Origin of the sequence: Ochrobactrum sp. BTU1, from assembly GCA_018798825.1 — a bacterium.
GTDB lineage: Bacteria > Pseudomonadota > Alphaproteobacteria > Rhizobiales > Rhizobiaceae > Brucella.
The window spans coordinates 465,007-490,236 of the sequence record CP076355.1; the positions used below are offsets into that span (position 1 = coordinate 465,007).

Below are 25,230 nucleotides of genomic sequence, written 5' to 3' on the forward strand. Positions count from 1 at the left end.
TGAAAATGGATCAGCTCTCCGCCATGCGCGCATTTCTGCGGGTGGTTGAAACCGGTAACTTCACGCGTGCATCTGCCTCTCTCAATGTGCCGAAGGCCACAATCAGCAATCTTATTCAAGGATTGGAAGCCCATCTTCGTACAAAACTCCTCAATCGCACGACCCGCCGTGTTCTCGTAACACCGGATGGCGCACTTTACTATGAGCGTGCTGCACGCTTGCTTTCCGATCTCGAAGAATTGGACGGCAGTCTCTCAAGCGCCCAGACACTACCCAAAGGCCGCCTGCGCGTAGAAATGGCGAGTGCGGTTGCCAATCTGATCATCATCCCGGCATTAATCGAGTTTCATCAACGCTATCCTGATATTCAGATTGATCTGGGCGTATCAGACCGCCCTGTCGATTATGTGGCGGAAAACGTCGACTGTGCGATCCGGATCGGCGAGTTGAGCGATCAGTCGCTGATTGCGCGCCGGATAGGCGATATGCATTTTATCGCCTGTGCGTCTGCGAAATATCTTGATCGGTGCTCCACACCTAAACATCCATCCGACCTGAGCAATAATTGTCATGTAGTTGGCTATTTCCGGCCTTCAACCGGTCAGCAAATGCCATTTCACTTCAAACGAGGTACGGAAGAGGTCGAGGTCAATGGACGCTATGTTGTTGCGGCCAATGAATCTACCACCTATCTTGCCGCTGCACGCGCTGGCTTAGGCGTGGTGCAGGCGCCATTATTCATGGTGCAAGAGGATATAGCGAACGGCGCCTTGCGCCCGGTATTGCAGGACTGGCAGATCGAGCCGATGCCGATCCATCTCGTCTACCCACCCAATCGCCATTTGAGCAATCGCCTCCGCGTTTTTGCTGATTGGGTCGTTAAAGTCGTTGCGCGATCTCAGGATCTTGCACCGAACGGGACGAATGGATGAGCAAAGTAGGTGATTCATGACTTTATGCGTCCATGTTTGCCAAAACGACAGGGATGTTCGCTTCTGAAAGCAAGGTGGATAAAATTGGGGCTGGAATTTCATTGGTTATGACGGTGGTAATGTCGTGAATCGATCCAAGTCTGACCATGGCTCTTTTGCCAAATTTTGAGCTGTCAACTGCGAGCAGCTTTTGTGCCGCTTGTCGCAATGCGGCTGAAACGACGGCCACTTCCGTATGGTCGTCGTCACAAAGATCACCGTCATCATCAACGCCGCTGACGGAAATGATTGCATAGTCGAACTTAAAGCGTCGGATGAATTCCGGTGTATCTTCCTGAAACATCCCGCCATCGATAGGTCGAACAAAGCCACCAGGAACTGCTAAAGTGAAATCCGTTTTTTCACTAATAATGGCGGCGGATCTCAGGCTATATGTGACAACATGCAGGCGTTCCCTGCTTACAAGCGCATTGGCGATCGCTTCGCATGTGGTGCCGGTGTCAAGAAAAATCGTGGCGTTATCGGGAATGAGCGCGACCACTGCTTCAGCAATCCGAGCCTTTTCATCTGCGCTATCATGCCTGCGCTGACGATAGGTGATGGGGTCCAGCGGAGCTAGCTGTGATACGCCCCCATGTAACCTTCTGACCTTGCCCTGATGCTCCAGATCCGCAATGTCACGTCTGGCTGTTTGCGTGGTAACGCGGAATCGTTCGGCGATCTCCTCCAGCGAAACATAATGGCTGTTCTCAATCCACTGAAGCAGCATTTGCTGACGGATTTCTTTCTTTTTGCCACCGGAACCAGCAAGTTCGCTCATATTTGCTCTCGCATCCTTATGCGCGTGGTTGCTCAGATCCATCTCTCATTCCCAGGTTGAAATAGGCAAGGAAATTGTTGGCTTAGGCCACAAGAACTCACAGAGGCGATAGCAAATAAAAATGTAATATTAATGACAATTACTGTTCATGGGGTGGGATAATTGAGTCTTCCAAAGTCGCCCTGGAGTAAAATGTAATAAAAGTGACATTGAATTCTGTCATTTCAGTATCAGGTGAAGTTGGATGATCAATCCGGCTGTCACATTGATGAAGTGGATGCATTTTCCAAGAAAAGGACTGAGGGATGGTACCGGGGACAAGCAAACGTAACCGAAAACTTCTGGCTTTAACTGCGCAGCTTTTATGTGGCGTTGCAGTCGCGGGAATAGCTGCTGCTCCGGCACGCGCGGCCGATAGCTATGACATTCGTGTCATGACGCTCAATATCTGGAACAAGTTCAAACAGAACCCGGAACTGACCGCGGATTTTATGGCAGCCGCCAATTTTGATGTCCTCGGTATGCAGGAAATCAACGGTAGTACTTATGTTACGCGCATCCCCGATTTCCTCCAAGCCGCTGGTCGTGGCACTTACGGCAACGTGCAGGTCGGCGATGTGGGTATTATTTCGCGTCTCCCGGGCACGTTTGGAACACTTAATCTGGGTGGATCGACGCAGGGGCGCTATGTCAGCTACACTCAGCTGGATGCCCAAGGTTCCCGCCCGCAGACAATGATCGGTACGGTTCATCTTGATTATGCAGACGGTTCAACTGGTCGCCTGAACGAAGCCAAAGCCCTCAATACATGGGCAAAAGGATTTAATCAGCCAATTATTGTTCTTGGCGATTTCAATGCTGGTGATGTTTCTGAGCGCGGTCTTCATCACATTGATGCACAGATTAGGCTGATGCAGCAGTCTGACGGTAATACATTTTACCGCGATCTGACACGGCAGTATGTTCTCAACGCCAATCAGCAGACCATGCGTGCGGTCATCCAGGAAGCATATGCCGGACAAAACATCGATAACCTATCGTGGAAGCAATGGGGTGACGCTCTTTCAGTCGCCTACAGAGCTGGTAAGGATGTTGGTCTTCAAGAAGAAACCTATGCGGTAGATAACAACACGCCGGTTACCATGAATGTTCTCAAGAAGCAGTATATGCTGCTTCAGACTGATGCGGCCCGTGAAGGTTTCAAGCCACATGATCTCAACGATGGTAGCACCACATGGCCATCGGCAGGCGAAGACGCAACCAATACCTGGGCGAGCTGGGACCGTGCCAAGATCGACCATTTCCTCGTCTCGCGACCATTCGGGAAGTGGTATGAGATTGTAGATGATCCCAATGATCCCTATACCGGGGTGATTAAAGACGTAAAAGTCACTCGGCCTGGCCGCCAGCCAGAAGCAATCTCGGATCATGAACCCGTTGCGCACGATTTCCGCTGGGTCGGGCCTCAGTTGCAGACCTACTCGGAAAATCAAGTCCAGAAAACACGATTCGTTTGGGGTGCCAATGCTTTTGGCTTTGCGGACAAGAACAAGGAATTTGTTCTAACGCGAAACAACCAACGTACAGATATCTATCTTGGCCAGATTTCGGATGCCAATGGCAAACCAATCCTGAACGATCTGACGCTTGAAGAGAAGAAGACATTGCTCAACTGCGATAGCACCGATGCGCGCTTCCAGCAGGCCATCAAGGACTATTGTATTGATGACCACTCCTTCATTGGTGAAACAGCAGTAACCGACGGCGGAACGATCCTTGTCAGCGAAGATGCAGCTCTTGGCAATGCCGCTGCGCGCCTGCGTCTCATTGATGGCGGTTTGCGCATAACTGGCAGCGATATGAAAACACTGGATCGCACCGTTTCGCTTGAAGGGCTTGGATGGATCGACATTGCTGATGCAAACAACCGCGTGACGTTGTTGCAGCAAGCCACGGGCGAGGGCGCTCTGCTCAAGCGTGGAGCCGGTACGCTCGTACTGGGGCAGGCAAACAACTATACGGGCGGAACCTTGGTTGAAGGCGGTGCGCTTCAAGCCGGTGTAAATGGTGCATTCGTTAACAACACCGCTTTCGCCGTGAATGGTGGCAAGCTTGATCTCAATAATTTCAATGTGAGCATGTCGTCGCTGATGGGTGAGGGCGGAACTTTGAGCCTTGGTTCTGCAGCTTTGACTGTAGACCAGTCTGCCAATACGCGTTTTGACGGCAACATTGACGGTACTGGCAGCCTTACGAAGTCCGGCACAGGTGTTCTGGTTCTCAATGGTGCCAACACCTATACAGGTGGTACAACTGTAAAAGAAGGCGGTCTGGTCATCGGTGATGCATCCCATTCAGGTGCATTCCTTGGCGGCACGGTTAGCGTTGAAAACGGCGCACATCTTAGTGGCGCAGGCATCATCGGCGGACTTTACGCTGGTGCTGGCAGTATCATAGCGCCGGGCAATTCTATCGGCACGCTGAAGGTTACCGGCAATCTGGCATTTGATGCGGGAGCTACTTATGTCACTGAAATTGATGCCGCCGGTAAAAGTGACCGTATCGATGTGAGTGGAACGGCAGCGCTTGGTGGCGCTAAGGTTCATGTAGAAAAGGCTGCTGGCACCTATATGCCGGGCAAGCGTTACACCATTCTGAGTGCTGAAGGCGGCATCACAGGTACATTTGGCGATATGAGCCAGAACATGCCTTTCGTAGATCTCGGTTTGGCTTATGACGCCAATGCGGTTTACCTCGAAATCGCTCGTAACGATGTCGACTTCATTGCTACAGCAAAGACAAGTAATCAGAAGTCGGTAGCCCTCGCTGTGGAAGAGCTTGGTGCTGGCAACGCTGTTTACGACACGGTCGTCATGCAGGACAGCGAAGAAAATGCGCTTCGCGCATTCAATGCTCTTTCGGGTGAAGTTCATGCTTCAACGCGAACTGCGATCATCAATGACAGTTCCATTGTGCGAAATGCAGTTATGGACCGCATTGGTGCAGCATTTGGTGGTGAGCGAAATGCTGCATCTTCGTCGGTCGCAACGGATGCCGATTCAGCTCAGATTTCCGCACCGCGCGCAGCAATCTGGGGGCAGGCGCTCGGTCAATGGAGTGAGACCGGAGCTGACGGAAATGCCGGTAAGTTGAAGCAATCCACGGGTGGCTTCGTTGCAGGATATGATGCGGAAGTTGTCGAAAACTGGAGACTGGGTGCTCTCGCAGGATACAGCCGCACAAGCTTCGATGTGAATGATCGCAACTCGTCGGGTCACAGCGATAATTATCATCTGGGTATCTATGGTGGCACTCAATGGGACGCGACACTGCTCAAAGCAGGCGTTGCCTATAGCTGGCACAAAATCGAAGCCGATCGCTTTGTCACTTTCCCCGGCTTTTCAGAGAGTCTTGATACGGATTACAGCGCAAATATCTTACAGGCTTTTGGTGAACTCTCACATCGTTTCGATCTGAATGGAACAGCGATTGAGCCATTTGCGAATGTTGCTGTGGTGCGTCTGCAAACAGACCGCTTTAACGAGCATGGCGGCAATGCTGCGCTGCAGATTGGAGAAGAAACAACGACAACTACGTTCACTACGCTTGGTCTTCGTGCTTCTGCTCCTGTCGTGTTTGGTAGCATGAATGCCAAGCTCAACGGAACAGTCGGCTGGCAGCACGCCTATGGCGACACTATACCGACTGCAGCTGCTGCATTTGATGCTGGAACAGTATTTGAAGTGGCTGGTGCACCAATTGCCAAGGATACTGCGATTATCAAGGCTGGTTTTGATATTGATCTCGGCAACCAGACGACCTTGGGTCTTGAATATTCTGGTCAGTATGGTTCGAGCTTTAATCAGAATTCGGGTAAGGCCAAGCTTAGCGTAAAGTTCTAACCCCTATTGAGCAAAGTTGTGGCCGGTGAGACAGTCATTTCTCACCGGCCATTTTGTTTTAGGAACTATGAGTTTGCGCAGCCAGCACACGCTGATTGCGGCGGCGATAAGCTGACCATGTTCCCCACACGAGTAGTGCGGCAGTGACGGCGAGAACCGTGGCACTGATTGGACGGTCGATGAATGTGGAGAACGAGCCACGCGACATCAACATCGCCCGCCGGAAGTGCTCTTCCATGAGCGGTCCGAGCACAAAGCCGAGCAAAAGGGGGGCGGCGGGGAAGTTGAAGATACGCATGAGGTATCCGGCAAAGCCAAAGAACACCACTAGCCAAACTTCAAAGGCACTGTTGTTGACCGAATAGGTTCCGATGCAGATGAACATCAGAACGGCAGGAAACAGGAGGTGATATGGGATTGTTAGTAGTCTCACCCAGACGCCAATCAGGGGAACATTGAGGATCACCAGCAACAGATTGCCGATCCAGAAACTCATGATCAGACCCCAGAACAGAGATGGTTGATCGGTCATGAGAGTAGGGCCTGGCGCAATGCCGTGGATCATCAGAGCGCCCAGCATCAGCGCCATGGTCGGACTGCCCGGAATGCCCAGTGAAAGCGTGGGAATGAACGAGGTCTGATCTGCGGAATTATTGGCAGACTCCGGCGCCATGATACCTTCGATTGCACCTTTGCCGAAGCGCTCCGGTTCTTTTGCCACACGCTTTTCGACAGCATAAGCCATGAAAGCCGCCACTGATGGACCGGTGCCCGGCAATGTGCCGAAGAAGGCGCCGATTGACGATCCCCGTAGCATCGGGAACCATGACCGGCTTACGTCTTCGCGGGATGGCTTCATGGCCTTGAGTTTCACACTCTCTGGGTCAATGTCACCGACATTGACTTTACGCACGCTGGCAATCACTTCGGATACGCCGAAAATGCCCATGGCAAGCGCAATCAGGCTGATGGCGTCGGTCAGTTCGAGTACGCCAAACGAAAAGCGTGCAGTGCCGGTGTAGATATCAGCACCGACTGTGCCAAACATGATGCCGAGAACAACCATTGCGAGGCCCTTTGCCAGCGAGCCATCCGATATTGTGGACGCAGCAACCAGCCCCAGAACCATTAGCGAGAAATAGTCCGCCGAGCCAAAGCTCAACGCATATTTTGCGATGATGGGTGAGAACAACATCAGCAAAACAATACCAATGGAACCACCAACGAAAGAGGCGACCGTGGTCATCAGAAGCGCGATACCGCCGCGCCCCTGACGCGCCATCGGATACCCGTCCAGGCAGGTGACAGCATTGGCAGGCGTTCCGGGGATATTGAGCAGTATGGAGGCTGTGTTCCCTCCATAAGAGGTGCCGTACCAGATGCCTGCCAGCATGATGAGAGCGGTGGTAGGCTCTAGATAGAAGGTGATCGGGAAAAGCATAGAAATGGCTGAAAGCACCCCGATACCTGGAATGACGCCAATCAGAGTTCCCAGAAACACCCCCAGAAAACAATAGAAGAGATTGTTAAGCGTCAGAGCTGTTTCCAGGCCAATCGCGATATTGGAGAATATGTCCATCAGAACGGCCACCGGAACATTGCAACAGGAAGCCCAAGTCCGACACGGAAGACCAGCCAGGCGATAAGGCAAAGTGCGGTTGAAAGAATTGTCAGGCTAAGTGGCTTCACACGCAACTCGGCGAAGGACGAAATTACGACAACGCTCAGCACTGCCGGGATCAAGCCAAAGGGCCGGATCGTGAGCGCGAAAGCACCGACACCCAACAGAACATAAATTGGAGTCCAGACACGAATTTCCGGCATAACGCCCGGGCGGAAGAAAGCTGGTATGGCAATCACCAGACCGAAGCCAGCCAGTACAACGCCAAGTGATGTCGGGAACATACCCGGTCCCATGCGCCGCAACGTGCCAAGCTCGTAGTTTGCAGCCGCATACCAGGAGAAAGCGAGACCGAGGGCAACCAGCAGGATGCCCCCAACGATATCTCTATAATCTCGGGACAGCATTTTGCGATACCCCAATGAAATGGATTAGATTTTGTCAGTTTTTAGTTCGCGTAAACGCCTGCTTCTTCAATGACGGGGCGCCAGAGCTCGATTTCGCTCTCAAGTTTTGCTTTGAGTGCGGTCGGTGTTGCGTCTTCCTCTGACGACGGTACCGTGCCGAGATCTGCGAAGCGAGCGATGACGGTTTCATCCTTGAGTGCGACTTGAAGAGCTTTGCTCAGGCGCTCAACCACAGCTTCGTCCGTTCCGGCTGGAGCATAAAGGCCATGCCAGATACTGACATTAAAATTTGGAAAACCCTTTTCCGCTATGGTCGGCAGATCCGGCAGACTTGAAACGCGTTCCGGTACCGTGACAGCGAAAGCCTTTACCGACTTGTCACGGATTTGGTTGGTGGTATTTGTCGTCTGGTCACACATCAGATCAACCTGTCCACCCATAACGTCCGTCATTGCAGGACCGGTGCCCTGATAAGGAATTGTGGTCATCTGGGTGCCAAGCGCGTTCATCAGCAATAAGCCACATAGATGCGACGCCGCACCAATGCCCGCATTGGCATACATAACCTCTTCGCCATTGGTCTTGATGTATTCGATAACTTCCTCAACCGAGTTGGCTTCAAGATCCGAGCGGCCGATGATGGTCATCGGTACTTCTGTAACCAGACCGACATAGGAAAACGCTTCGAGCGGCTTATATGGAAGTTCGCGGTAAAGAGTGGCCGATGTAGCCATGCCGATATGATGAAGCAGCAGCGTGTGACCATCATTCTTTGCTTGAGCAGCCCTTGCCGCGCCGAGCGTTCCGCCTGCCCCGCCAACATTTTCAACGATAATCTGACTGCCCAGATCGCGGCTCATGGCCTGCGCAACAAGACGTGTCACGGTATCGGTCGGCCCACCTGCTGTGAATGGCACAATGATCGTGATCGGTTGGTTTGGAAAGGATTGCGCAAACGCGGTTGCAGTAAGAGCGGTGAATGCCAAAGCAGTGAGAATTGCTTTTTTCAATTGAATTCCTCCCGGATGTCTTTTGCCCCTGATGCCCTGAAAAGGCTCGCGGTGTGGACGGGCGGAATAGAGCAAGCGGATACGATATGCCCGTTCACGCCGTGGTTCCTCCCAGACCACTTAATGCGATAACGCGGGCTGATCATTTACCGTGCAAGAAAAAGCTCGGCACAAACATGCTGTTCTTGTCATTTTGTTGATGGCCATGGGTGGAAACGGTAACGTCGGCGTAATTATATGGGTGGATTTCCACCCATCTCGGCGTTCAGTCTTCTTGTGAGCTGATGAAGTTCTGCTTGTCCAAGTCGAACTTCTGCATCTTCTCGTAAAGTGATTTGCGCGATAGTCCGAGCGTTTCGTAGACGGGTTTAAGACTTCCGCGATGCATCACAAGCTCGCTTGCAATGATGCTTTTTTCAAACGCAGCAACGCGGTCGGCAAGACGCATCGGGCGTGTCTGATGTTTGCGATCATCATCAAATTGCAGGCCAAGTCCTAGCCCGAAACGGTCGGCCGCATTGCGCAGCTCGCGGACATTTCCCGGCCATTCACGCTCCGTAAGCGTGGTTATCAGGTGAGGCGGAACAGGGGTTGGGTCGTTGCGATAGCGTGCGGCTGCTTCGTTGACGAGTTTGAGGAAAAGCACAGGAACATCTTCACGCCGCTCTGCGAGCGATGGCACTTTAATCGTCACGACATTGAGCCTGTAAAGCAGGTCGGCACGGAAGCGGCCAGCAGCCACTTCATCTTCCAGATTGGCTTTGCTGGTCGCAATGAAGCGAACATCCAACGGATAAATTTCGTTCGATCCCAGCCGCGTGATTGTACGCTCCTGAATAACGCGCAGCAATTTCGCCTGCGTGTCGATGGGCATGGTTGCGATTTCATCAAGAAGAATCGTTCCTCCTTGTGCGAGTTCAAACTTGCCAAAGCGGGCCCGCATCGCACCAGGGAAAGCCCCCGGTTCATGGCCGAACAATTCGCTTTCGATGAGATTACTCGGAAGTGCGGCACAGTTAATCGCGATAAAAGGTTTGTCGGCGCGGGTGCTCAGATCATGCAACGTCCGCGCGACGACTTCCTTGCCCGTGCCCGTTGCACCGACGATCAGAACATCGGCGTCTGTAGGACCGACGGCGCGGACATGATAGCGCAAATCAATCATGACCTGCGTTCGCCCGACAAGTCGTTGCTCGATGTCGTCTTTTTGTCCGGCAGCTGCACGAAGGAGGCGGTTCTCCATGACCAGTTGCCGGCGGTCGAGTGCACGCCCAACCGTCTCTGCAAGTTGCTGCATGGCAAAAGGCTTTTCGAGAAAATCATATGCGCCGTCACGCATCGCACGTACTGCCAATTGCACATCGCCATGACCTGTAAACACAATGACGGGTGTTTCCGGATCCAGCTCATGAATGCGTGACATGAGGGTCAGACCATCCATGCCGGGCATACGAATATCGGTGACAACAATGCCTTTAAAGCCAAAGCCGACCAGCTCAAGCGCACGTTCCGCATTTGACAATTGGCGCACGCGATATCCCATGAATTTAAGTCCAAGTGCTATCGCTTCTCGGGTCTCTTCTTCGTCATCAATAAGGAGGATTTCGCCAACACTCATATGTCTTTTCCGGTTTCTTGCTTGGTTGGAGCAGTCGCCTGATGGAGATTTATGCAAAACTCGGCACCACCCTCCGTTAAATTTTGCACGGAGAGTTCCCCATCAAAATCTTTGACGATGTTGTAGGAAATAGAGAGACCCAGACCCAAGCCTTTGCCCACGCCCTTGGTCGAGAAAAATGGATCATAAATGCGGGCCGCTATAGCATCCGGAACACCAGGGCCATTATCCGTGATCGCGATCTGAACCTTTTCAGGCTCTGTCTTGATTTCAATACCAATAAATCGGCTCGCTTGACCTTCAACGGCATCAGCTGCATTTGAGATGATGTTGACGAGCACCTGCTGCAGACGCACGGAGTCCGCTACCACCCAGGTCTCTTCGTCTTGCTGGTTGAAGGAGAGATCAACCTTCGCGACGCTCAGGCGCCATGAAATGATTTCCTTCGTATCACGTATGACATCCTGCACTTTCACAGCGCGTAGCTTTTTGTTGGGTCGTCGGGCAAAGTTGCGCAGATGTTTGCTGATACTCGTCATGCGCTCGACGACCTTTAATATCCGGTCCAGCCCCGCTTTAGCATCGCGCTCGCGCCCCTGATCGAGCATCAGACCAGAGACTTCGGCATAAGCGCGGACTGCGGCCAACGGTTGATTGAACTCATGCGATAGCGCCGCTGACATCTGCCCAAGTGCCGCAAGTTTTCCGGCGTGAACAAGTTCGACCTGCGTCCGCCGCAACTGCCGCTCGGTTGCTCTGCGTTCTTCGACTTCGCTTGCCAGTTTGTTGTTTGCCGTCGCCAGTTCAACGGTACGTGCCGCAACACGAAACTCCAATTGCTCCTTGATTTCACGCTGGGCTGCGAGACGTTCGGCGAGCCGTGTGCGGTTCTGCAGAAAGACAGCAATGGCCATTGCGCCGAGCCCAACCAGCAGCAGGAGGGCAAGCACGGAGGTATAAGCCTGGTTTCGGGCTGAGCGCGTCGCCTGCAGCACGCTGACGGTCCAACCGGCATCGGCCATTTCTTCCGATAGGATCAGATATTCAATGGTGCGCTCTGCGTCATCCATCTCAAGCAAAGTGTCACCACGGTCCGTTTGCGTGCCGCGGACCGGTATTTCGATCAGCGGTGTTTCTGCATAGCGACGGGTGTGAGCCGTGCGTGCAATCTGCTCAGCAGTGAGAGGGCCTATACTTTTAAACAGCCAATCGGGTCGCCCCGACATGAAGATTATGCCTTCGGGATCAGTCACGATGATTTCGAAATCATTGCCATGCCATGACCGCTCAATCACATCCATGTCGACTTTGAAAGCAAGAACACCGCGTGCTTGACCATCGACCATTACCGGGGCGCTGAAATAGTAACCGCGTTTTCCGGATGTTGTGCCGAGTGCGAAGAACCTGCCGCTGTCCCCCGCGATTGCATCGAAGAAATAGGGACGGTAGCTGAAATTCTCTCCGACAAAAGGCCTTTGTTCATTGTAGTTTGAGGCGGCAATTGTCAAGCCTTCGTCGTTCATCAGATAGATGTCTGAGGATTCGAGCAGATTATTGATGGATTGCAGATACTGATTTACTGCCAGCACATTTTGAGTTGAAGGATTGCGTACCAGATTTTGAATGGTGTCGTGTTCAGCAATGAGGGCCGGTAGCTTCTCATAGCGCGCCAATTGGCCGGCAAGCGCCGATGAAGCCAGACCCAAAGTGTTGGCACCACGCTGATGCAACCCATTTAGTGCGATAGACATCATATGTTTGGTGCCGAAAACGGCAATCAGGACCGATAAAAAAAAGGCTAGTATAGCCAAAGTCATCCAGTCAAATCGCCAATGCCATCTCATTCCACCTCCTCCAAGACAGGTATAAAAACTTATACTGTGCTGAAAAATCCTATATGGAAAATTTCATCATCAAAAACATTACGGGCATATAGCCATAATATTCGATGCTCAGTGCCTGAAAAAATCAATATTTGATAATTTCGGGTTTGGAGACTGGATATTCTTTTAAAGCATCAAAAGGCAATTTAAATGCAAGCTTTTATCCATGATACGAGATGAAAAATTTAACTGTAAAAATGGTCTGGTGGTGCATTACGCGCCACCAGACCATTAAGTTGTAAATTGGCTGATTTAGAACGAAACAGATAGTTTTACATTGAAACCGTTCTGTTTCACATCCTTGGCAAACTGACCGGTGTAGGCGACCCCAAGAACTGTCGACGGCAGCAGATTGAAGTCCAGCCCTGCCTCAAGCGTAGCGACGTCTTTTGCGACGGGAGTTCCCCCAACAGTGAAAATGTCGGAACCCGTGAAACGCGCGGAGGATTCTGAATCAACGTCACCATAAGCGTGTCGCCAGCCAATATCGGCTCTTGCTTTCGGTGAAATGTTGCCCAGATCAAACGTCGTCGCCGCGCGCAGACAAAGTGTTGTAAAGACGGTGTTGGTCTTGTCGGAATCTACATCCAACGCAGCAAGTGTATTGCCGGTTTCATTAAAGCCATTGGTCTTGTGATGGACATTCGTCAAATTGGCATAAGGCTCAAAAGTGCTTCTGCCAACTGCGATTTTGTAGCCAAGTTCACCAAAGGCAACCAGGCTGCTGGCATCATAATCTGCATTTAGATGATCGGAGAACCCGTTAAAAGCAACAGATCGCTCAGTTTCCAGCTGATGCCAAGTATAAGCGATGCCGGAACTGAACGCGAGCACGCCATGCGACATCGCCCATTGCGATCCTGCATAGACTCCAAGTGTGTAGTTGTCGCTATTGCCCGATGAAGCACGGTCATTGCTGTGAAAGCTCGTCTGTCCATAGCCCGCCAGCACGCCGACACGCCAGCTATCAGCGATAGTGGTGTCTATACCTGCCACGAAACCGCCTGACGAAGCCCTGAACTCGCCGACATTGCTATTGCCGTCCTGTTTAAGCCAGTGGCCATAGGCTTGCGCCCACCCACCATAAGTCGCGGCTATTCTGTCTTTATCGACAACGCTGTTAAATGCCGTAGGCTGCTTGCTCTCCGGTCCGTAGCCGAGAGGCTCGATTGAAGGCGTTGCGACAGGCTCATTGAAAGCAGAGCGCAAGCGATTGGTTATAGCATTCTGTGTCAGCAGGGTATTTTCGATCAGTGCTGATTTAGCTGATGCATGCACTTCACCGGATAATGCATCAAAGCTGCTCTGGATTGTTGCTTGATCGTCGCCCAAAGTAACAAGAGCGGTGTAAAGTGCGTTCCCATCAGCCTTGAGGGTATCCAATGCACCGGCCAATGACCGCTGATTTGCGGTCATAGCCTTGTTGGCAAATTTCATATCGTTCCGCGATAGCTTCAGATCGACCGTTTTTTTCGCATAGTCATAAATAAGCTCTGGTGTCAGGAATGCGAAGTTCGAGGTTACGCCGTTGAATGCGCCGGTTAGTTCTTTTCCAACGGTCAGGATGCGATAGGTCGAAAAAGGGTTATAGTTGCCGCTTGCACCAACATGGAGTACGGAGCCACCATTGAGCGAAGCTTTGCCAGAAACGTAAACATGATCAGATGCATTGTTTTTTGGATCAACGTTAACCTGATAGGACGAGCCAGCGGCAAAAATCAGATCGCCATTGATTGTCAGTCCCCCGTTCAGATTGCCAGGTGCAAGGATGCCTCCCGAAGCAATTGTCACAGTCGAAAGCGCATCGGTTGTTCCAATCGCGCCTGAGCCGCCCAACGCACCACTACCGCTGACAAGTACGTCGCCGCCAAGCTTGTTGCCGATCAGCAATGTGCCGCCTTCAACATATGTCTTGCCTTGGAAAAGTGAATTGTCGCCCGACAGAAGTGTTTTGCCAGAACTCTGATGCAGTTCATGGGTTCCAACGGTGATGCCGTCTTTCCAAGTATTGCCATCAATGTGTCTGCTGATCAATTTCCCGGAGAACTCGTAAAGCTCATTGTTGTGACTGAAATCGAGCGTTGTTTTGCCGTTTCCAAACCAGATTTCATCGGCGTTGAGCTTGGCATTTGAGCCAGAAATTGTGACGGACGAGTTAGAGCCGGCGAGAATCCCCATTCTGAGGGAATTGGTGTTCAGCGTTCCACCGTCGCGCACGATGATGGCGGACTTCCCGGAAGTTCCTGCCAGAATAGGGCCGGTCGGTACGACAGTGCCGTTGCCGCTTACTTCAAGCAAACCTTCTGAGCCAGCCTGCGTAGCCAGGCGAATTCGTGCACTTTTGAGTTTGGCGCCATTTTCGACCTTAATGTCGGCTTTGCCATAAAAGCCGACGTAGAATTCATTGACGTCGATTGACGAGCCTTTACCCCCAAGAAGCAAGCTGCCTTGACCGTCAGTGTCATAACCGACGAAGAGGTCTTCTCCACTGAGAGCGCCGCCGTCCGCGATGGTCATAGTGCCTTTGCCGCCGGAACCGATATCCATTGAATAGTCGAAAGACCAATGTGATCCGGTGCCAGTGATTGTAGCATTGCCGACGGATCCTGCACCCCAGCCAACAGCCGAGAAAGAGCCGCTTGTAACCTTTGCGCCTTTTTCAATCGACAGAGTGCCGATGCCGTCATTGCCAACTATGAGCTGCTCGATATTGTTCCAAGCAGAGTTTGGTCCAATGACAAGGACTTCGCCTTCAGAACCAGCAACATCGCCGACGATACCGCGCAGGTTTTCGAGGGTGCCACCGTTAGAAATGACAAGGCTGGCTTGTTTGCCGCTTGTCGTTCCGACGATTGCGTTGTCACTCGGATGAGATACCTGGAACCATTTATCTCAACCGCGCCTTCATCAACCGTTACTGGCAACAGAGTAGGTGCCATGCTTGCAAAGCAAGGGGGCGATCCACCCGGTAAACTGCAACTGGCTGCGGCAGTGTCCAATCCCGATATGCTCATCAGAAATGCGAGCGTCACTATAGAGCTGCTCGATAGCAGCATCTCAGGCTTTTTCATTATCCCCTCCCACGGCTTTCTGCCGTCCCACAGCTTATTTAGCGTGTCCTTAAACGCCCCACTAGTTGAATCACAAACATTGCGCAAAGATTGCGTGTATAATTCTTGCTTTTGGTTCAGAGGGGTTGTTCGCCTTATTGTCCCAGGGAGTTGCGGCAATGCAACTCCCTGGAAAGACGAGTTCGGCGAACCTTGTATGGAAGGAGTGAGGTTAGATATCGCGGGTCCGATTTCCAAAGTTTACCAAGATGAACTGACCCGCATAAGCTGCAATCGCTGCTTTGAAGAGATCACCGGGTACGAAGGCTAAATCTCCAATTATGGCGCTCCATGGAGAGAGGCCGACATAGGCGATAAGCCATGCTACACCGAAGATGTGGTCGATAATAACGCCGATCGTTGCAGCGATGAAAAAGCCTGCGAAGGTTTTCCAGCCACCGCTCGTGCTATGGGCCACCTTATTTGAAATCCAGCCCGTTATGAACGCCGCAGGCAAGAACCCCACCAGATATCCAGCGGTTGGGCTGAAGAAGATGCCTAGGCCGCCTCTGCCTCCGGAAAGAACAGGTAAGCCAATTGCGACGAGTGCTATCAGCAGCAAGACTGAAAGCGCTCCACCGCGGGCGCCCAGTACCACGCCAGCGAGCAGGACGCCCAGACTTTGGGCATGAATAGGTACAGGTACGAAGGTAAGCATGATGGGTGGTATCAAGCCTAACACCACGATTATTGCTGTAAACAGCGCGATCATAACCAAAGATCTCGTTTGCACGTCGTGTACCTTTTTGCTGACGATATTGTGGCCGTAAGCGGCGGCGCGCCTACGTTTCTAATTGTGCTTGCGCTGTTGCGAGCGAATGCATCTCGCGTCAATTGCGTTTGCAATTTCATCTGCACTTTGCATTGTGCCAATTACCATCGGTACGATCACCGTGGATAGCCGCATTTTCAATCCCCGCGCACGATGAGCTTCCGCTACCGATTTATAGTGTGCGTGAACCTCAGGCACGAAGCGAATAACGAGCCCAATCGCTAAACCAATGTCACGAGCGTTGCCTATGCCAATTGCTTCAAATGGTCGTGCGGCTCTGGTTATCGTGTCGATGAACTGACCAATCGTTGTCGTGGCCGTAATGACGGTTGCAAAAAGGCTCAATGAGCCCAGCCGCATTAGGACGATGGAAGCCGCTTCAAAACTGTTAGCATAGGCCGTCCACACAACGACAACGGCAATCGTCAGTAAGAGTGGCCAAGATTTTAGCCATTGAACGACCGCTGAACGACAAAAGGCGAGGGAACTCAACGCCACGAGAGCGGTTAAAATTCCAAGGGCGAGTGGAGTGTTGAGCATGAACAGAACAACACTTAACCCGAAAAGAGCAATGAGCTTGATTGCTGGTGGCAGTCTATGGATTGGCCCATCGCCGAGCGATTCATAGAAGTTCATGAGACTAACGCCAGATAACGCGCAATCGTCTCATCAGCGGGGCCATCCTCGACGAGTTTACCCTGATGGAAAAGCAGCACACGGTCGAAGCCCGACAACAAGGTTAAATCGTGGCTGACCACGATAACATTTTCCTTAAGCTCACGGATGGTCCGCTCCACTATATTTCTATTTCTCAAGTCGAGCTGATTAGTCGGTTCGTCCATGATGACAATATCAGGTTCCGTGGCAAGAACCGACGCGAGCGCTGCAAGCTGCAACTCACCTCCGGATAGCTCATGTGCGCGGCGTTCGGACAGATGCGCTATCCCAATGCGATCAAGTGCCGCTGAAACCGTGTTCGCCAATTCTTGCTTTCTCAGCCCACGCGATTGCAGGCCTAATGCAACGTCGTCTTTGATTAGTGGCAGTACGATCTGGTTCGCGGGGTTCTGAAAAATATAGCCGACGGCTGCGCGCACTTTCGCACCGTCAGTTGCTGTGTCATGGCCATTTGTCAAAACGCGTCCCGACGATGGCAGAACAAGTCCATTCACCATGCGTGAAAAGGTGGTCTTCCCTGATCCATTGAGGCCAATGATACCAATGCGCCGTTCTGAAAGCTCAAGCGAAAGCGGTTCCAGAACCACTTTATCGGCAAACTGCGCCTCGGCTTTATCAAACAGAATGTTCAACTCTTGATCCCACACAAAATAATTTTGCTTTGCCTGCGATGACCATGTTTGGTCTAGCATGTAGTCAAAGCGGTTGGTTAAAGCTGATCAATGAGCAGTGCAATAAGGTCGTAATGCTTTTCTATCGTTGAGTTTGGATTTTTGATCTTTGCAAATGTTTCAACAAAACGACGGTGGCTTCGTCGATTTGATTAAATTGTCTACACAAAATTTGTCATATCAAAGGCTTGCACGGTTGATCCATCGGTGGAACTCTGATCTTCTTATTTCCAAGGCGTTACTTAGGGAGGGGATCGCTGAATGTCTGTTGTAATGCCCGAATTGCGTGCTGATACCATTATTTATAACGGCACTGTCTGGTGTGGATACGAAGAGGGCACGGTAGAGGCCCTGGCAATCTGGCAAGGCAAGGTACTAGCCACTGGTACTAAAGACCAAATCTGGTCTCTCAAAGGTGACAAAACAAAAGTCATAGATCTGGAAGGGCGTTTCGCTACACCCGGATTAAACGATTCTCATCTCCACCTGATTTCAGTCGGGCTAACGCTCAAGTGGCTTGATGCAACTCCGCAAGCCGCACCCACTTTGGAAAGTCTGCTTGGTTCGATACGCGAAAAGGCGGCTTCGGTTCCACCGGGGACATGGATCAGAGCTCGTGGCTACGATCAGACCAAACTAGACATCGGGCGCCATCCGCATAAGTCAGAACTCGACGCTGTTGCACCCAATCATCCCGTCATGCTGGTACGGGCCTGTGGTCACGTTTCGATCTTCAACTCAAAAGCTTTTGAGCTTGCCGGTATCGATGAAAAATCGCCGGTGCCGGACGGCGGTTTAATCGAACAGCAAAATGGCGTGCTGACCGGAATGGTCGCGGAAAATGCACAAGGGGCAGTTCGCAAAGCAATTCCAAAAGCAACAACGGAAGAAATGATCGAAGCCATTGAGGCTGCTGGTAATCTGTTGCTTTCATATGGCATTACCAGCGTGATGGATGCTGCCGTTGGGCAAGTTGCAGGCTTTGACGAAGTGCGCGCCTATAATATCGCGAAACTTCAAAAGCGATTGCCGGTACGCACATGGCTTGTCCTGTTGGGCGACCCTGGCCCATCGATTGTCGAGAAATGTTATGAAGCCGGATTGGTGTCCGGGGTCGGCGATGACATGCTGACGGTTGGTGCGGTCAAGATTTTTCTTGATGGTTCTGCAGGTGGGCGGACCGCATGGATGAGTAAGCCTTATCTCGGAGACGATAATAATATCGGCGTGCAGATATTACCGGATGCGGAACTAGAAGCACTGGTGCTTGATGCCCACAAAAAGGGTTATCAGCTTGCCTGCCACGCAATCGGTGACGCAGCGATTGGTCAGCTCATTACTGCCTACGAAAAGGCACTTGCAGCCCATCCCGATCCTGACCGTCGCCACCGTATCGAACATTGCGGATTCTCTACGCCCGAACAGCATGAGCGGATGAAAAAGGCTGGCATCTATCCATGCCCGCAACAGGTTTTCATATACGACTTTGGCGATGCATATATTTCCGTTCTTGGTGAAGAAAAAGCGCTGTCGAGCTATCCACTCAAGACGTGGAAAGACCTCGGTTTCAAGCCTGCTACAGGAAGTGACGCGCCTGTCTGTCATCCAAATCCTTACCCTAACATCTATTCGATGCTCACGCGCGAAACCGGTAAGGGAACGGTGATGGATGCCCGTGAGCGTGTTTCGATCGAAGAAGCACTTCAGGTCTATACTGAATACGGTGCCTTTTCGCAGAAACTGGAGGATGTGAAAGGCAAACTGGTTCCGGGGCAGGTAGCTGATATCGCAGTGTTTTCACGCAATATGCTTAATGCAAAACCACAGGAAATTCTCAACGACACGCAGTGTATGCTCACTATTCGCGAAGGCGAAGTGGTGTTCGAACGTTCGTAAGAAGGACAGGCTGCGAGGCTTCGGTCCCGCCGCCTGAAGACGCTCATCGGATCTAAAAGAATAAAGTAAAAGGGGAAGACTATGAGGAAATTTTCATTGCTTGCGGCAATGTCTATCGCACTGATGGCGGGTACTGCCGCCTATGCTGCCAATGAACCGCGTTCGGGAGGCGTTATTAATTTTGTTGCACCTTATGGTGACAGCTTCTCGACCCTTGACGTTCAGGCTTCACCTGCAACTCAGGACGAGTTTTATGCCAAGGCCATTCATCGCACGCTTTATGATTGGGATGCGGATCAGAACAAGCCGGTACTCGGTCTGGCAACAGATGTAAGCGTTTCTGAGGATAGGCTCGTCTATACCTATAAGCTGCGCCAGGATGCATTTTTCCATGATGGCAAGCCATTAACGGCTGACGACATTATCTGGAGCTATACCCGCATTATGGACCCGAAGAAGGCTTTCCCGCCAGCCCGCTATATTGCCGAAATCAAGGGTGCCGAAGAATATACACAGGGCAAAGCCAAGGAAATCTCCGGTCTGAAGAAGATCGACGACCATACGCTTGAGATCACGTTGAAACAGCCAATTGATCCCGGCTATCAGTTCATGCGCAACAACACGGCGATTTATCCTGCTGGTCAGGGCGATAGCGAAGAATATCAGCGTCACCCAATCGGTCTTGGACCTTACAAATTCGCCGAATATGTTCCTGGCTCCCGTCTGACGGTTGAAAAATGGGACAAATATTACGAAAAGGGCAAGCCATACGCAGACAAGATCAACATCATGATCATGGGCGATGCTGCTGCCCGTGACGTTGCGTTCCGCAATAAGGAAATCGATGTGGCAGTGCTCGGACCGGCGCAGTACACTGCCTATCTTGCCGATCCTGAACTTGCGAAGAATATGGTGGAAGTAGCCGAGGTCTATACCCGCGCTGTTGGTTTTAACCCGGATTTCAAGCCGTTTCAGGACAAGCGTGTCCGCCAAGCAATCAACTACGCCATTGATAGCGATCTGATCATCAAGCGTCTCGTCAAGGACAAGGCCTATCGTGCCGTGGGTTGGCTTCCGAACTCATCGCCTGCCTTCGACAAAGATGCGAAGCCTTATCCCTATGATCCTGAAAAAGCGAAAGCTTTGCTTGCTGAAGCTGGCTATCCAGACGGTTTCGAGTTTGAGTTGACGGCGACGCAGAACGAAAGCTGGGGCTTGACCATCGTTCAGGCGATCATCCCGATGCTGGATAAGGTTGGGATCAAGGTCAAAGCAAAGCCGGTCGAAGCGTCCGTACTTGCGGATGTGGTTCCTGCTGGCAATTTCCAGGCCTATATGTGGTCACTCGAAAGTGGCCCAGATGCACTGACCGCAATGCAGTGCTTTTACTCCACGACACCGCAATCTGCATGTAATTATCAGAAGTTCGCCAATGCAGAATTTGATAAGATCGTCGATGAAGCAAAACTTGCGAAAACCGAAGACGAAAAGAATGCGCTGCTGAAAAAGGCCAACAATCTGTTGCAGGAAGAAGCGCCAGTCTGGTTCTTCAACTACAACAAGGCCGTCATGGCGCATCAGCCATGGTTGCACGGCTTGCAGCCAAACTCTGCGGAGCTAGCAGTACAGTCCTATGAAAAGCTTTGGGTCGACGACACGGCTCCGTCCGGTCGTTAATTCCGGCTGATCTGGATCGGCCCGCTCGATTTCGGGCGGGCCACTGATCCCCTTTGCTCCAGCGTCTTCCACGCTGATCCGAAAGGAGGACCGTGTGCTCTATTTTATCGCCCGCCGCGTCTTGCAGATGATACCGACAGTCATCGCAGTGTCGCTTCTGATCTTCGTCATTTTCAGCGTCGTTCCGGGCAGCATTGCTTCTGGTCTTATCGCCAACGGCAAGGGCATGAACGACCCGAAGATGGTCGAAAAGATCACGCAGGAGTTCGGTCTCGACAAGCCCGTTCATGTGCGTTTCGGCAACTATCTGGTGCAGTTGGCACAGTTCGATCTTGGCACGTCCTACCGATCGAGGCAGCCGGTTGTTTCGCTCATTCAGGAACGTATGTGGCCAACGCTGAAACTCGCTTTCGCAGCTATGGGATTTGCCATTCTGATTGGGGTGCCGCTTGGATTTATAGCGGCGCTGAAGCCTGGAAGCATTCTCGATAGTGTGACGATGATAGGCGCGGTCTCTGGCCTTTCACTGCCGCAATTCTGGCTGGGGCTGCTTGCAATGTATCTCTTTGCACTGACGCTTGGATGGTTGCCAAGTTTTGGTTACGGCAATGGCGGCATACGCAACATCATTCTGCCAGCACTCACTTTGGGTGTTGCACCGCTGGCGCTTCTCGCAAGGACAACACGCGCAGCTGTGCTTGAAGTTATGGGCGCGGATTTCATTCGCACAGCGCGATCAAAAGGCATGAACAGCTTCAGGCTCGTGACGTGGCACGTCATGCGAAATGCGCTTGTTTTGATCATTACGACAATCGGTCTGCAATTCGGATCGATGATGGGGCAAGCCGTGGTGGTTGAAAAGCTGTTTTCATGGCCGGGCCTTGGCTCATTGCTGATTGATAGCGTTTCGCTGCGCGACATTCCCGTCGTACAGGGGGCTATTCTCGTGATCGTATTGTGGTTTCTGGTCATCAATACGATTGTTGATATTCTCTACGCGGTTATCGATCCGCGCATAAGTCACGAGTAAGCCCATGAAGCTCCGTTTCAATCTCGTATTTGGCGGGTTCGTGTGCATCGTAATCGTGGGCGCGGCTGTTTTTGCACCGTTGCTGGCGCACTATAATCCGGTTCTCGATGCTGATTTGATGAATGCAGAACTGCCACCCGATGCACAATTCTGGTTTGGCACTGACGCACAAGGCCGCGATGTATATTCGCGCATCCTCTATGGCGCGCAGGTGTCATTGACCGTTGGTGTGGTCTCACAGTGCATCAACACGGTCATAGGCCTCTGTTTTGGAATTTCTGCTGGCTACTTCGGCGGCTGGTGGGACGATTTCGTCAATGGTCTCACAAATCTCATGCTGGCAATCCCGTCGCTAATCTTCGCGTTGGCGATCATGGCTGTTCTCGGCCCCGGTTTGCCGAGCCTTTTGCTCGCACTCGGTCTCACAAACTGGTCCTGGACGTGCCGTATTGCGCGCAGTTCCACCCTTTCGCTCAAGAAGCAGGGCTACATTCAGGCCGCCAAGATGCTGGGTTATAGCGATGTTCGCATCATGATTACGCAGATCCTGCCGAACATGATTGGACCTGTCCTTGTGATCGGCACACTGGGAATGGGTGACGCGATCCTCGCAGAAGCGGCACTTTCCTATCTGGGTCTTGGTATTAGTCCTCCGGATCCTAGTTGGGGCAACATGCTTACCGATGCGCGTGAGTTGATCGTGAATGCGCCTTGGGCAGCAGTGTTTCCCGGTCTTGCCATCTTTTTCACGGTGCTTGGTCTCAATCTGTTCGGTGACGGTCTTCGTGACTGGCTCGACCCACATATGAGGACGCGCAAGGTATGAGCGAACAAACACTTCTTGAGGTCGAAAATCTGCGGATCGATATCGTGTCTGGTTCGACCAATCATAATGTTGTTGAAGACGTATCCTTCACAATCGGTGCCGGTGAAACATTCGGTTTGGTTGGAGAGTCCGGCTGCGGAAAAAGCATCACCGCATTGTCAATGATAGGATTGCTGCGCAAACCACTATCGATAACCGGTGGCGCGATACGGTTCAAAGGGCAGGACTTGCGATCCATGTCGTCACGCGAAATGCGAAAGCTGCGTGGCAATCGCATCGCGATGATCTTTCAGGAACCGATGACCGCACTCAATCCGCTTTCACCCGTAGGGCGGCAGATTGCAGAAATGTTTGTGCTCCATCAGGGCGCAACTTGGCATGAGGCAGAGCGCAAAGCGGTTGAAGCACTGGCCAGCGTTCAGGTTCCCGCGCCGGAGCAGCGCGTGAAGAACTATCCGCATCAGATGTCGGGCGGTATGCGCCAGCGTGTGATGATCGCTATTGCGCTCGCATGCAACCCGGATCTGTTGATCGCCGATGAGCCCACGACGGCGCTTGATGTGACGGTTCAGGCGGAAATTCTCCGTCTGATGCAGGAGCTTTGCACAGCGCGTGGGACTTCCGTACTCATGATCAGTCATGATCTTGGTGTTATTGCGAAAATGTGCCGTCGCGTGGGTGTGATGTATGCCGGGCATCTTGTCGAAGAGCGCATAACAGCGGGTCTGTTTCACCATCCGGCGCACCCTTATGCTCATGGACTTCTGGCTTCGCTCCCGCAACTTGGTTCCCGCCAGAAAGACGGTCAGTTACGGCTGCAGGAAATCGAAGGCGTGGTGCCTTCCATTTCCGCTTTCCCGGCAGGCTGCAGATTTGAGCCGCGCTGCACGCGTGCCACCGATATTTGCCGCGTGCAAAAGCCGGACTGGACGCCACTTGAGGATGCGGGTGTGGTGAGGTGTTTCCATCATGAATGATATGCATTCGACGAAATTAGCAGAGCCATTGGTCAGAATTGATGATGTCTGCGTCTATTTCCCGGTGAGCGGCGGGATCTTCAGCCATTCCAAGCAATTGCTGCGCGCCGTCAATAATCTCAGCCTGACCCTTAATAAAGGCGAGTGCTTGTCCATCGTGGGTGAGTCTGGCTGTGGGAAATCTACGCTCGCCCTCTCCATTGTAGGTCTTCAGAAGCCAACCAGTGGACAGATCTATTTTGAAGGACGTCCGATTACTGGCAAGAATGAGCCTTCGCGGCTGGAGCGGGCAAAGATAGCGCAAATGGTCTTTCAAGATCCATTTGCTTCACTCAATCCACGCCAGTCGGTCTATACATCGCTCGCAGCACCTTTAAGACTTCATGGTGTAAAATCACGTAGCGAGGTTGATGGGCGCGTTGAGGAAATTCTACGCCTCGTCGGATTGAAGCCCGAGCAGGCAAAACGTTTCCCGCATGAGTTTTCCGGCGGGCAACGCCAGCGCATTGGGATTGCGCGCGCCTTGCTGCTCAATCCGAAAGTTATCGTGCTGGATGAACCTGTCTCAGCGCTAGATGTTTCGATCCGGGCACAGATCATCAATCTGCTGCTGGAACTGAAAGAGCGGCTTGGTCTTTCCTACATCATGATCAGCCATGATCTGAGCGTCGTTGAGCATATGAGTGATCGGGTGGCCGTTATGTATTTCGGCCAGATTGTTGAGAGTGGCCCCTGGGATCGGATATTCTCGAACCCGACGCATCCCTATACGCGGCGACTGATTTCGGCCATTCCCGATCCGATGACGGAATTGACAGGTGGTCGGTTGATCGATGATCGAAACCCACCCAACGCACCAGAAGGCTACGCGTTTTATCCCGAAAGCTTTGGTACACATGATGTGCATCAAGTGCCGCCACCCACGCAGTTTATAGATATCGGCAGTGAGCAACGTATCCGTGTGGTTCAAAAAACATAAAAGCGCCGGACACCGACGCGTTTCTTCAGATCATTTGAGGTGGAGGAACTGCTTCCTCCACTTCCGCTTTTTGAGCTGAGTAAGATTATTTACGAAGCTCGGCTTCGATCTCGTCCAACGTTTTGTCTTTTCCGATACCAGTCAGGAAGGGTAGACCCTTGATGACTGGCTTGGTGACGGAAGCGGAAATAGGCGTTGTTGAAACGATGAAATCCACATTGTCAGCTAAGGAGGCTACTTCCGTGGCCTTTGCCTGCTGAGCATTGAAGGTAAGCCCGCGCTTTTTCATTTCTTCGGTGACTGTTGCGTTGACTGCCGTAGATGTCGCTACACCTGTTCCGCAAGCGAAGAGAATTGTTTTTATTCTAGCCATGGTTTCCTCCAAGTGGTGTTCGTGCGTTCCATGAAACGCGCGAAGATC

19 protein-coding genes and 1 pseudogene are annotated in these 25,230 nt (G+C 51.9%); 8 read left to right on the forward strand and 12 right to left on the reverse strand.

The features are described from left to right. Nucleotides 1-5: 5 nt before the first annotated feature. Nucleotides 6-932 carry a LysR family transcriptional regulator gene (locus KMS41_13495; GenBank protein ID QWK79932.1) on the forward strand — a complete coding sequence of 309 codons (927 nt, stop codon included), beginning with the start codon at nucleotides 6-8 and terminating at the stop codon, nucleotides 930-932. A gap of 22 nt (nucleotides 933-954) precedes the next feature. Here KMS41_13495 and KMS41_13500 read toward each other — a convergent pair whose 3' ends face one another. Further along, entirely contained in the window at nucleotides 955-1,794 is an 840-nt protein-coding gene (locus KMS41_13500; GenBank protein ID QWK79933.1) for a DeoR/GlpR family DNA-binding transcription regulator, read from the reverse strand. A gap of 263 nt (nucleotides 1,795-2,057) precedes the next feature. On the opposite strand from KMS41_13500, the gene KMS41_13505 reads away from it, so the two are divergent. After that, on the forward strand, nucleotides 2,058-5,654 hold the full coding sequence (locus KMS41_13505; GenBank protein QWK79934.1) for an autotransporter domain-containing protein: 3,597 nt from the start codon (nucleotides 2,058-2,060) through the stop codon (nucleotides 5,652-5,654). 58 nt (nucleotides 5,655-5,712) lie between these two features. Here KMS41_13505 and KMS41_13510 read toward each other — a convergent pair whose 3' ends face one another. The 10 genes and pseudogenes from KMS41_13510 to KMS41_13555 all read right to left on the reverse strand — a co-directional run bounded on the left by KMS41_13510 (nucleotide 5,713) and on the right by KMS41_13555 (nucleotide 17,385). Continuing rightward, a complete protein-coding gene (locus KMS41_13510; protein QWK79935.1) occupies nucleotides 5,713-7,233 on the reverse strand; it encodes a tripartite tricarboxylate transporter permease in 1,521 nt (506 codons plus the stop codon). Continuing rightward, nucleotides 7,233-7,682 carry a tripartite tricarboxylate transporter TctB family protein gene (locus KMS41_13515; protein QWK79936.1) on the reverse strand — a complete coding sequence of 150 codons (450 nt, stop codon included), beginning with the start codon at nucleotides 7,680-7,682 and terminating at the stop codon, nucleotides 7,233-7,235. Before KMS41_13515 ends, KMS41_13510 begins: the two co-directional genes overlap by 1 nt. Nucleotides 7,683-7,723: 41 nt before the next feature. Next, on the reverse strand, nucleotides 7,724-8,698 hold the full coding sequence (locus KMS41_13520) for a tripartite tricarboxylate transporter substrate binding protein BugD (GenBank protein QWK80248.1): 975 nt from the start codon (nucleotides 8,696-8,698) through the stop codon (nucleotides 7,724-7,726). 259 nt (nucleotides 8,699-8,957) lie between these two features. Then, complete coding sequence (locus KMS41_13525; protein QWK79937.1) at nucleotides 8,958-10,310, reverse strand: sigma-54 dependent transcriptional regulator; 1,353 nt, start codon at nucleotides 10,308-10,310, stop codon at nucleotides 8,958-8,960. After that, on the reverse strand, nucleotides 10,307-12,154 hold the full coding sequence (locus KMS41_13530; GenBank protein ID QWK79938.1) for a GHKL domain-containing protein: 1,848 nt from the start codon (nucleotides 12,152-12,154) through the stop codon (nucleotides 10,307-10,309). The genes KMS41_13525 and KMS41_13530 overlap by 4 nt, the downstream gene beginning before the upstream one ends. 291 nt (nucleotides 12,155-12,445) lie before the next feature. Continuing rightward, nucleotides 12,446-14,740 carry an autotransporter domain-containing protein gene (locus KMS41_13535; GenBank protein ID QWK79939.1) on the reverse strand — a complete coding sequence of 765 codons (2,295 nt, stop codon included), beginning with the start codon at nucleotides 14,738-14,740 and terminating at the stop codon, nucleotides 12,446-12,448. A gap of 90 nt (nucleotides 14,741-14,830) precedes the next feature. Next, nucleotides 14,831-15,046, reverse strand: a pseudogene (locus KMS41_13540) (hypothetical protein). A gap of 429 nt (nucleotides 15,047-15,475) precedes the next feature. Beyond that, nucleotides 15,476-16,036 carry a biotin transporter BioY gene (locus KMS41_13545; protein QWK79940.1) on the reverse strand — a complete coding sequence of 187 codons (561 nt, stop codon included), beginning with the start codon at nucleotides 16,034-16,036 and terminating at the stop codon, nucleotides 15,476-15,478. 57 nt (nucleotides 16,037-16,093) lie between these two features. After that, a complete protein-coding gene (locus KMS41_13550) occupies nucleotides 16,094-16,711 on the reverse strand; it encodes an energy-coupling factor transporter transmembrane protein EcfT (protein ID QWK79941.1) in 618 nt (205 codons plus the stop codon). Next, nucleotides 16,708-17,385 (reverse strand): energy-coupling factor ABC transporter ATP-binding protein, encoded by a 678-nt coding sequence (locus tag KMS41_13555; GenBank protein QWK79942.1) that lies wholly within the window; start codon nucleotides 17,383-17,385, stop codon nucleotides 16,708-16,710. The genes KMS41_13550 and KMS41_13555 overlap by 4 nt, the downstream gene beginning before the upstream one ends. 300 nt (nucleotides 17,386-17,685) lie before the next feature. Between KMS41_13555 and KMS41_13560 the strand changes: the two genes are divergently transcribed. The 6 genes from KMS41_13560 to KMS41_13585 all read left to right on the forward strand — a co-directional run bounded on the left by KMS41_13560 (nucleotide 17,686) and on the right by KMS41_13585 (nucleotide 24,809). Beyond that, the gene (locus tag KMS41_13560; GenBank protein ID QWK79943.1) at nucleotides 17,686-19,320 is read left to right on the forward strand and encodes an amidohydrolase; all 1,635 of its coding nucleotides are present in this window, start codon (nucleotides 17,686-17,688) and stop codon (nucleotides 19,318-19,320) included. 81 nt (nucleotides 19,321-19,401) lie between these two features. Continuing rightward, entirely contained in the window at nucleotides 19,402-20,997 is a 1,596-nt protein-coding gene (locus KMS41_13565; GenBank protein ID QWK79944.1) for an ABC transporter substrate-binding protein, read from the forward strand. Between the two features lie 94 nt (nucleotides 20,998-21,091). Then, nucleotides 21,092-22,027, forward strand: coding sequence for an ABC transporter permease (locus tag KMS41_13570; GenBank protein ID QWK79945.1), 936 nt, complete (start codon nucleotides 21,092-21,094; stop codon nucleotides 22,025-22,027). Between the two features lie 4 nt (nucleotides 22,028-22,031). After that, on the forward strand, nucleotides 22,032-22,853 hold the full coding sequence (locus tag KMS41_13575; protein QWK79946.1) for an ABC transporter permease: 822 nt from the start codon (nucleotides 22,032-22,034) through the stop codon (nucleotides 22,851-22,853). Then, nucleotides 22,850-23,830 carry an ABC transporter ATP-binding protein gene (locus tag KMS41_13580; GenBank protein ID QWK79947.1) on the forward strand — a complete coding sequence of 327 codons (981 nt, stop codon included), beginning with the start codon at nucleotides 22,850-22,852 and terminating at the stop codon, nucleotides 23,828-23,830. Before KMS41_13575 ends, KMS41_13580 begins: the two co-directional genes overlap by 4 nt. Beyond that, nucleotides 23,823-24,809, forward strand: a complete 987-nt coding sequence (locus KMS41_13585) for an ATP-binding cassette domain-containing protein (GenBank protein ID QWK79948.1) — start codon at nucleotides 23,823-23,825, stop codon at nucleotides 24,807-24,809. Before KMS41_13580 ends, KMS41_13585 begins: the two co-directional genes overlap by 8 nt. Before the next feature lie 85 nt (nucleotides 24,810-24,894). Here the strand turns inward: KMS41_13585 and KMS41_13590 are convergent, their stop codons facing one another. Further along, nucleotides 24,895-25,182 carry a PTS sugar transporter subunit IIB gene (locus tag KMS41_13590; protein ID QWK79949.1) on the reverse strand — a complete coding sequence of 96 codons (288 nt, stop codon included), beginning with the start codon at nucleotides 25,180-25,182 and terminating at the stop codon, nucleotides 24,895-24,897. Between the last annotated feature and the right edge of the window lie 48 nt (nucleotides 25,183-25,230).

Coding starts and splice junctions, on each gene's coding strand:
- KMS41_13535 (QWK79939.1), bottom strand. CDS start 14,740: ATGGATATCGGTTCCGGCGGCAAAGGCACTATGACCATCGCGGACGGC.
- KMS41_13525 (QWK79937.1), bottom strand. CDS start 10,310: ATGAGTGTTGGCGAAATCCTCCTTATTGATGACGAAGAAGAGACCCGA.
- KMS41_13500 (QWK79933.1), bottom strand. CDS start 1,794: ATGGATCTGAGCAACCACGCGCATAAGGATGCGAGAGCAAATATGAGC.
- KMS41_13590 (QWK79949.1), bottom strand. CDS start 25,182: ATGGCTAGAATAAAAACAATTCTCTTCGCTTGCGGAACAGGTGTAGCG.
- KMS41_13505 (QWK79934.1), top strand. CDS start 2,058: ATGGTACCGGGGACAAGCAAACGTAACCGAAAACTTCTGGCTTTAACT.
- KMS41_13515 (QWK79936.1), bottom strand. CDS start 7,682: ATGCTGTCCCGAGATTATAGAGATATCGTTGGGGGCATCCTGCTGGTT.
- KMS41_13575 (QWK79946.1), top strand. CDS start 22,032: ATGAAGCTCCGTTTCAATCTCGTATTTGGCGGGTTCGTGTGCATCGTA.
- KMS41_13565 (QWK79944.1), top strand. CDS start 19,402: ATGAGGAAATTTTCATTGCTTGCGGCAATGTCTATCGCACTGATGGCG.
- KMS41_13495 (QWK79932.1), top strand. CDS start 6: ATGGATCAGCTCTCCGCCATGCGCGCATTTCTGCGGGTGGTTGAAACC.
- KMS41_13510 (QWK79935.1), bottom strand. CDS start 7,233: ATGGACATATTCTCCAATATCGCGATTGGCCTGGAAACAGCTCTGACG.
- KMS41_13530 (QWK79938.1), bottom strand. CDS start 12,154: ATGAGATGGCATTGGCGATTTGACTGGATGACTTTGGCTATACTAGCC.
- KMS41_13560 (QWK79943.1), top strand. CDS start 17,686: ATGTCTGTTGTAATGCCCGAATTGCGTGCTGATACCATTATTTATAAC.
- KMS41_13550 (QWK79941.1), bottom strand. CDS start 16,711: ATGAACTTCTATGAATCGCTCGGCGATGGGCCAATCCATAGACTGCCA.
- KMS41_13580 (QWK79947.1), top strand. CDS start 22,850: ATGAGCGAACAAACACTTCTTGAGGTCGAAAATCTGCGGATCGATATC.
- KMS41_13585 (QWK79948.1), top strand. CDS start 23,823: ATGAATGATATGCATTCGACGAAATTAGCAGAGCCATTGGTCAGAATT.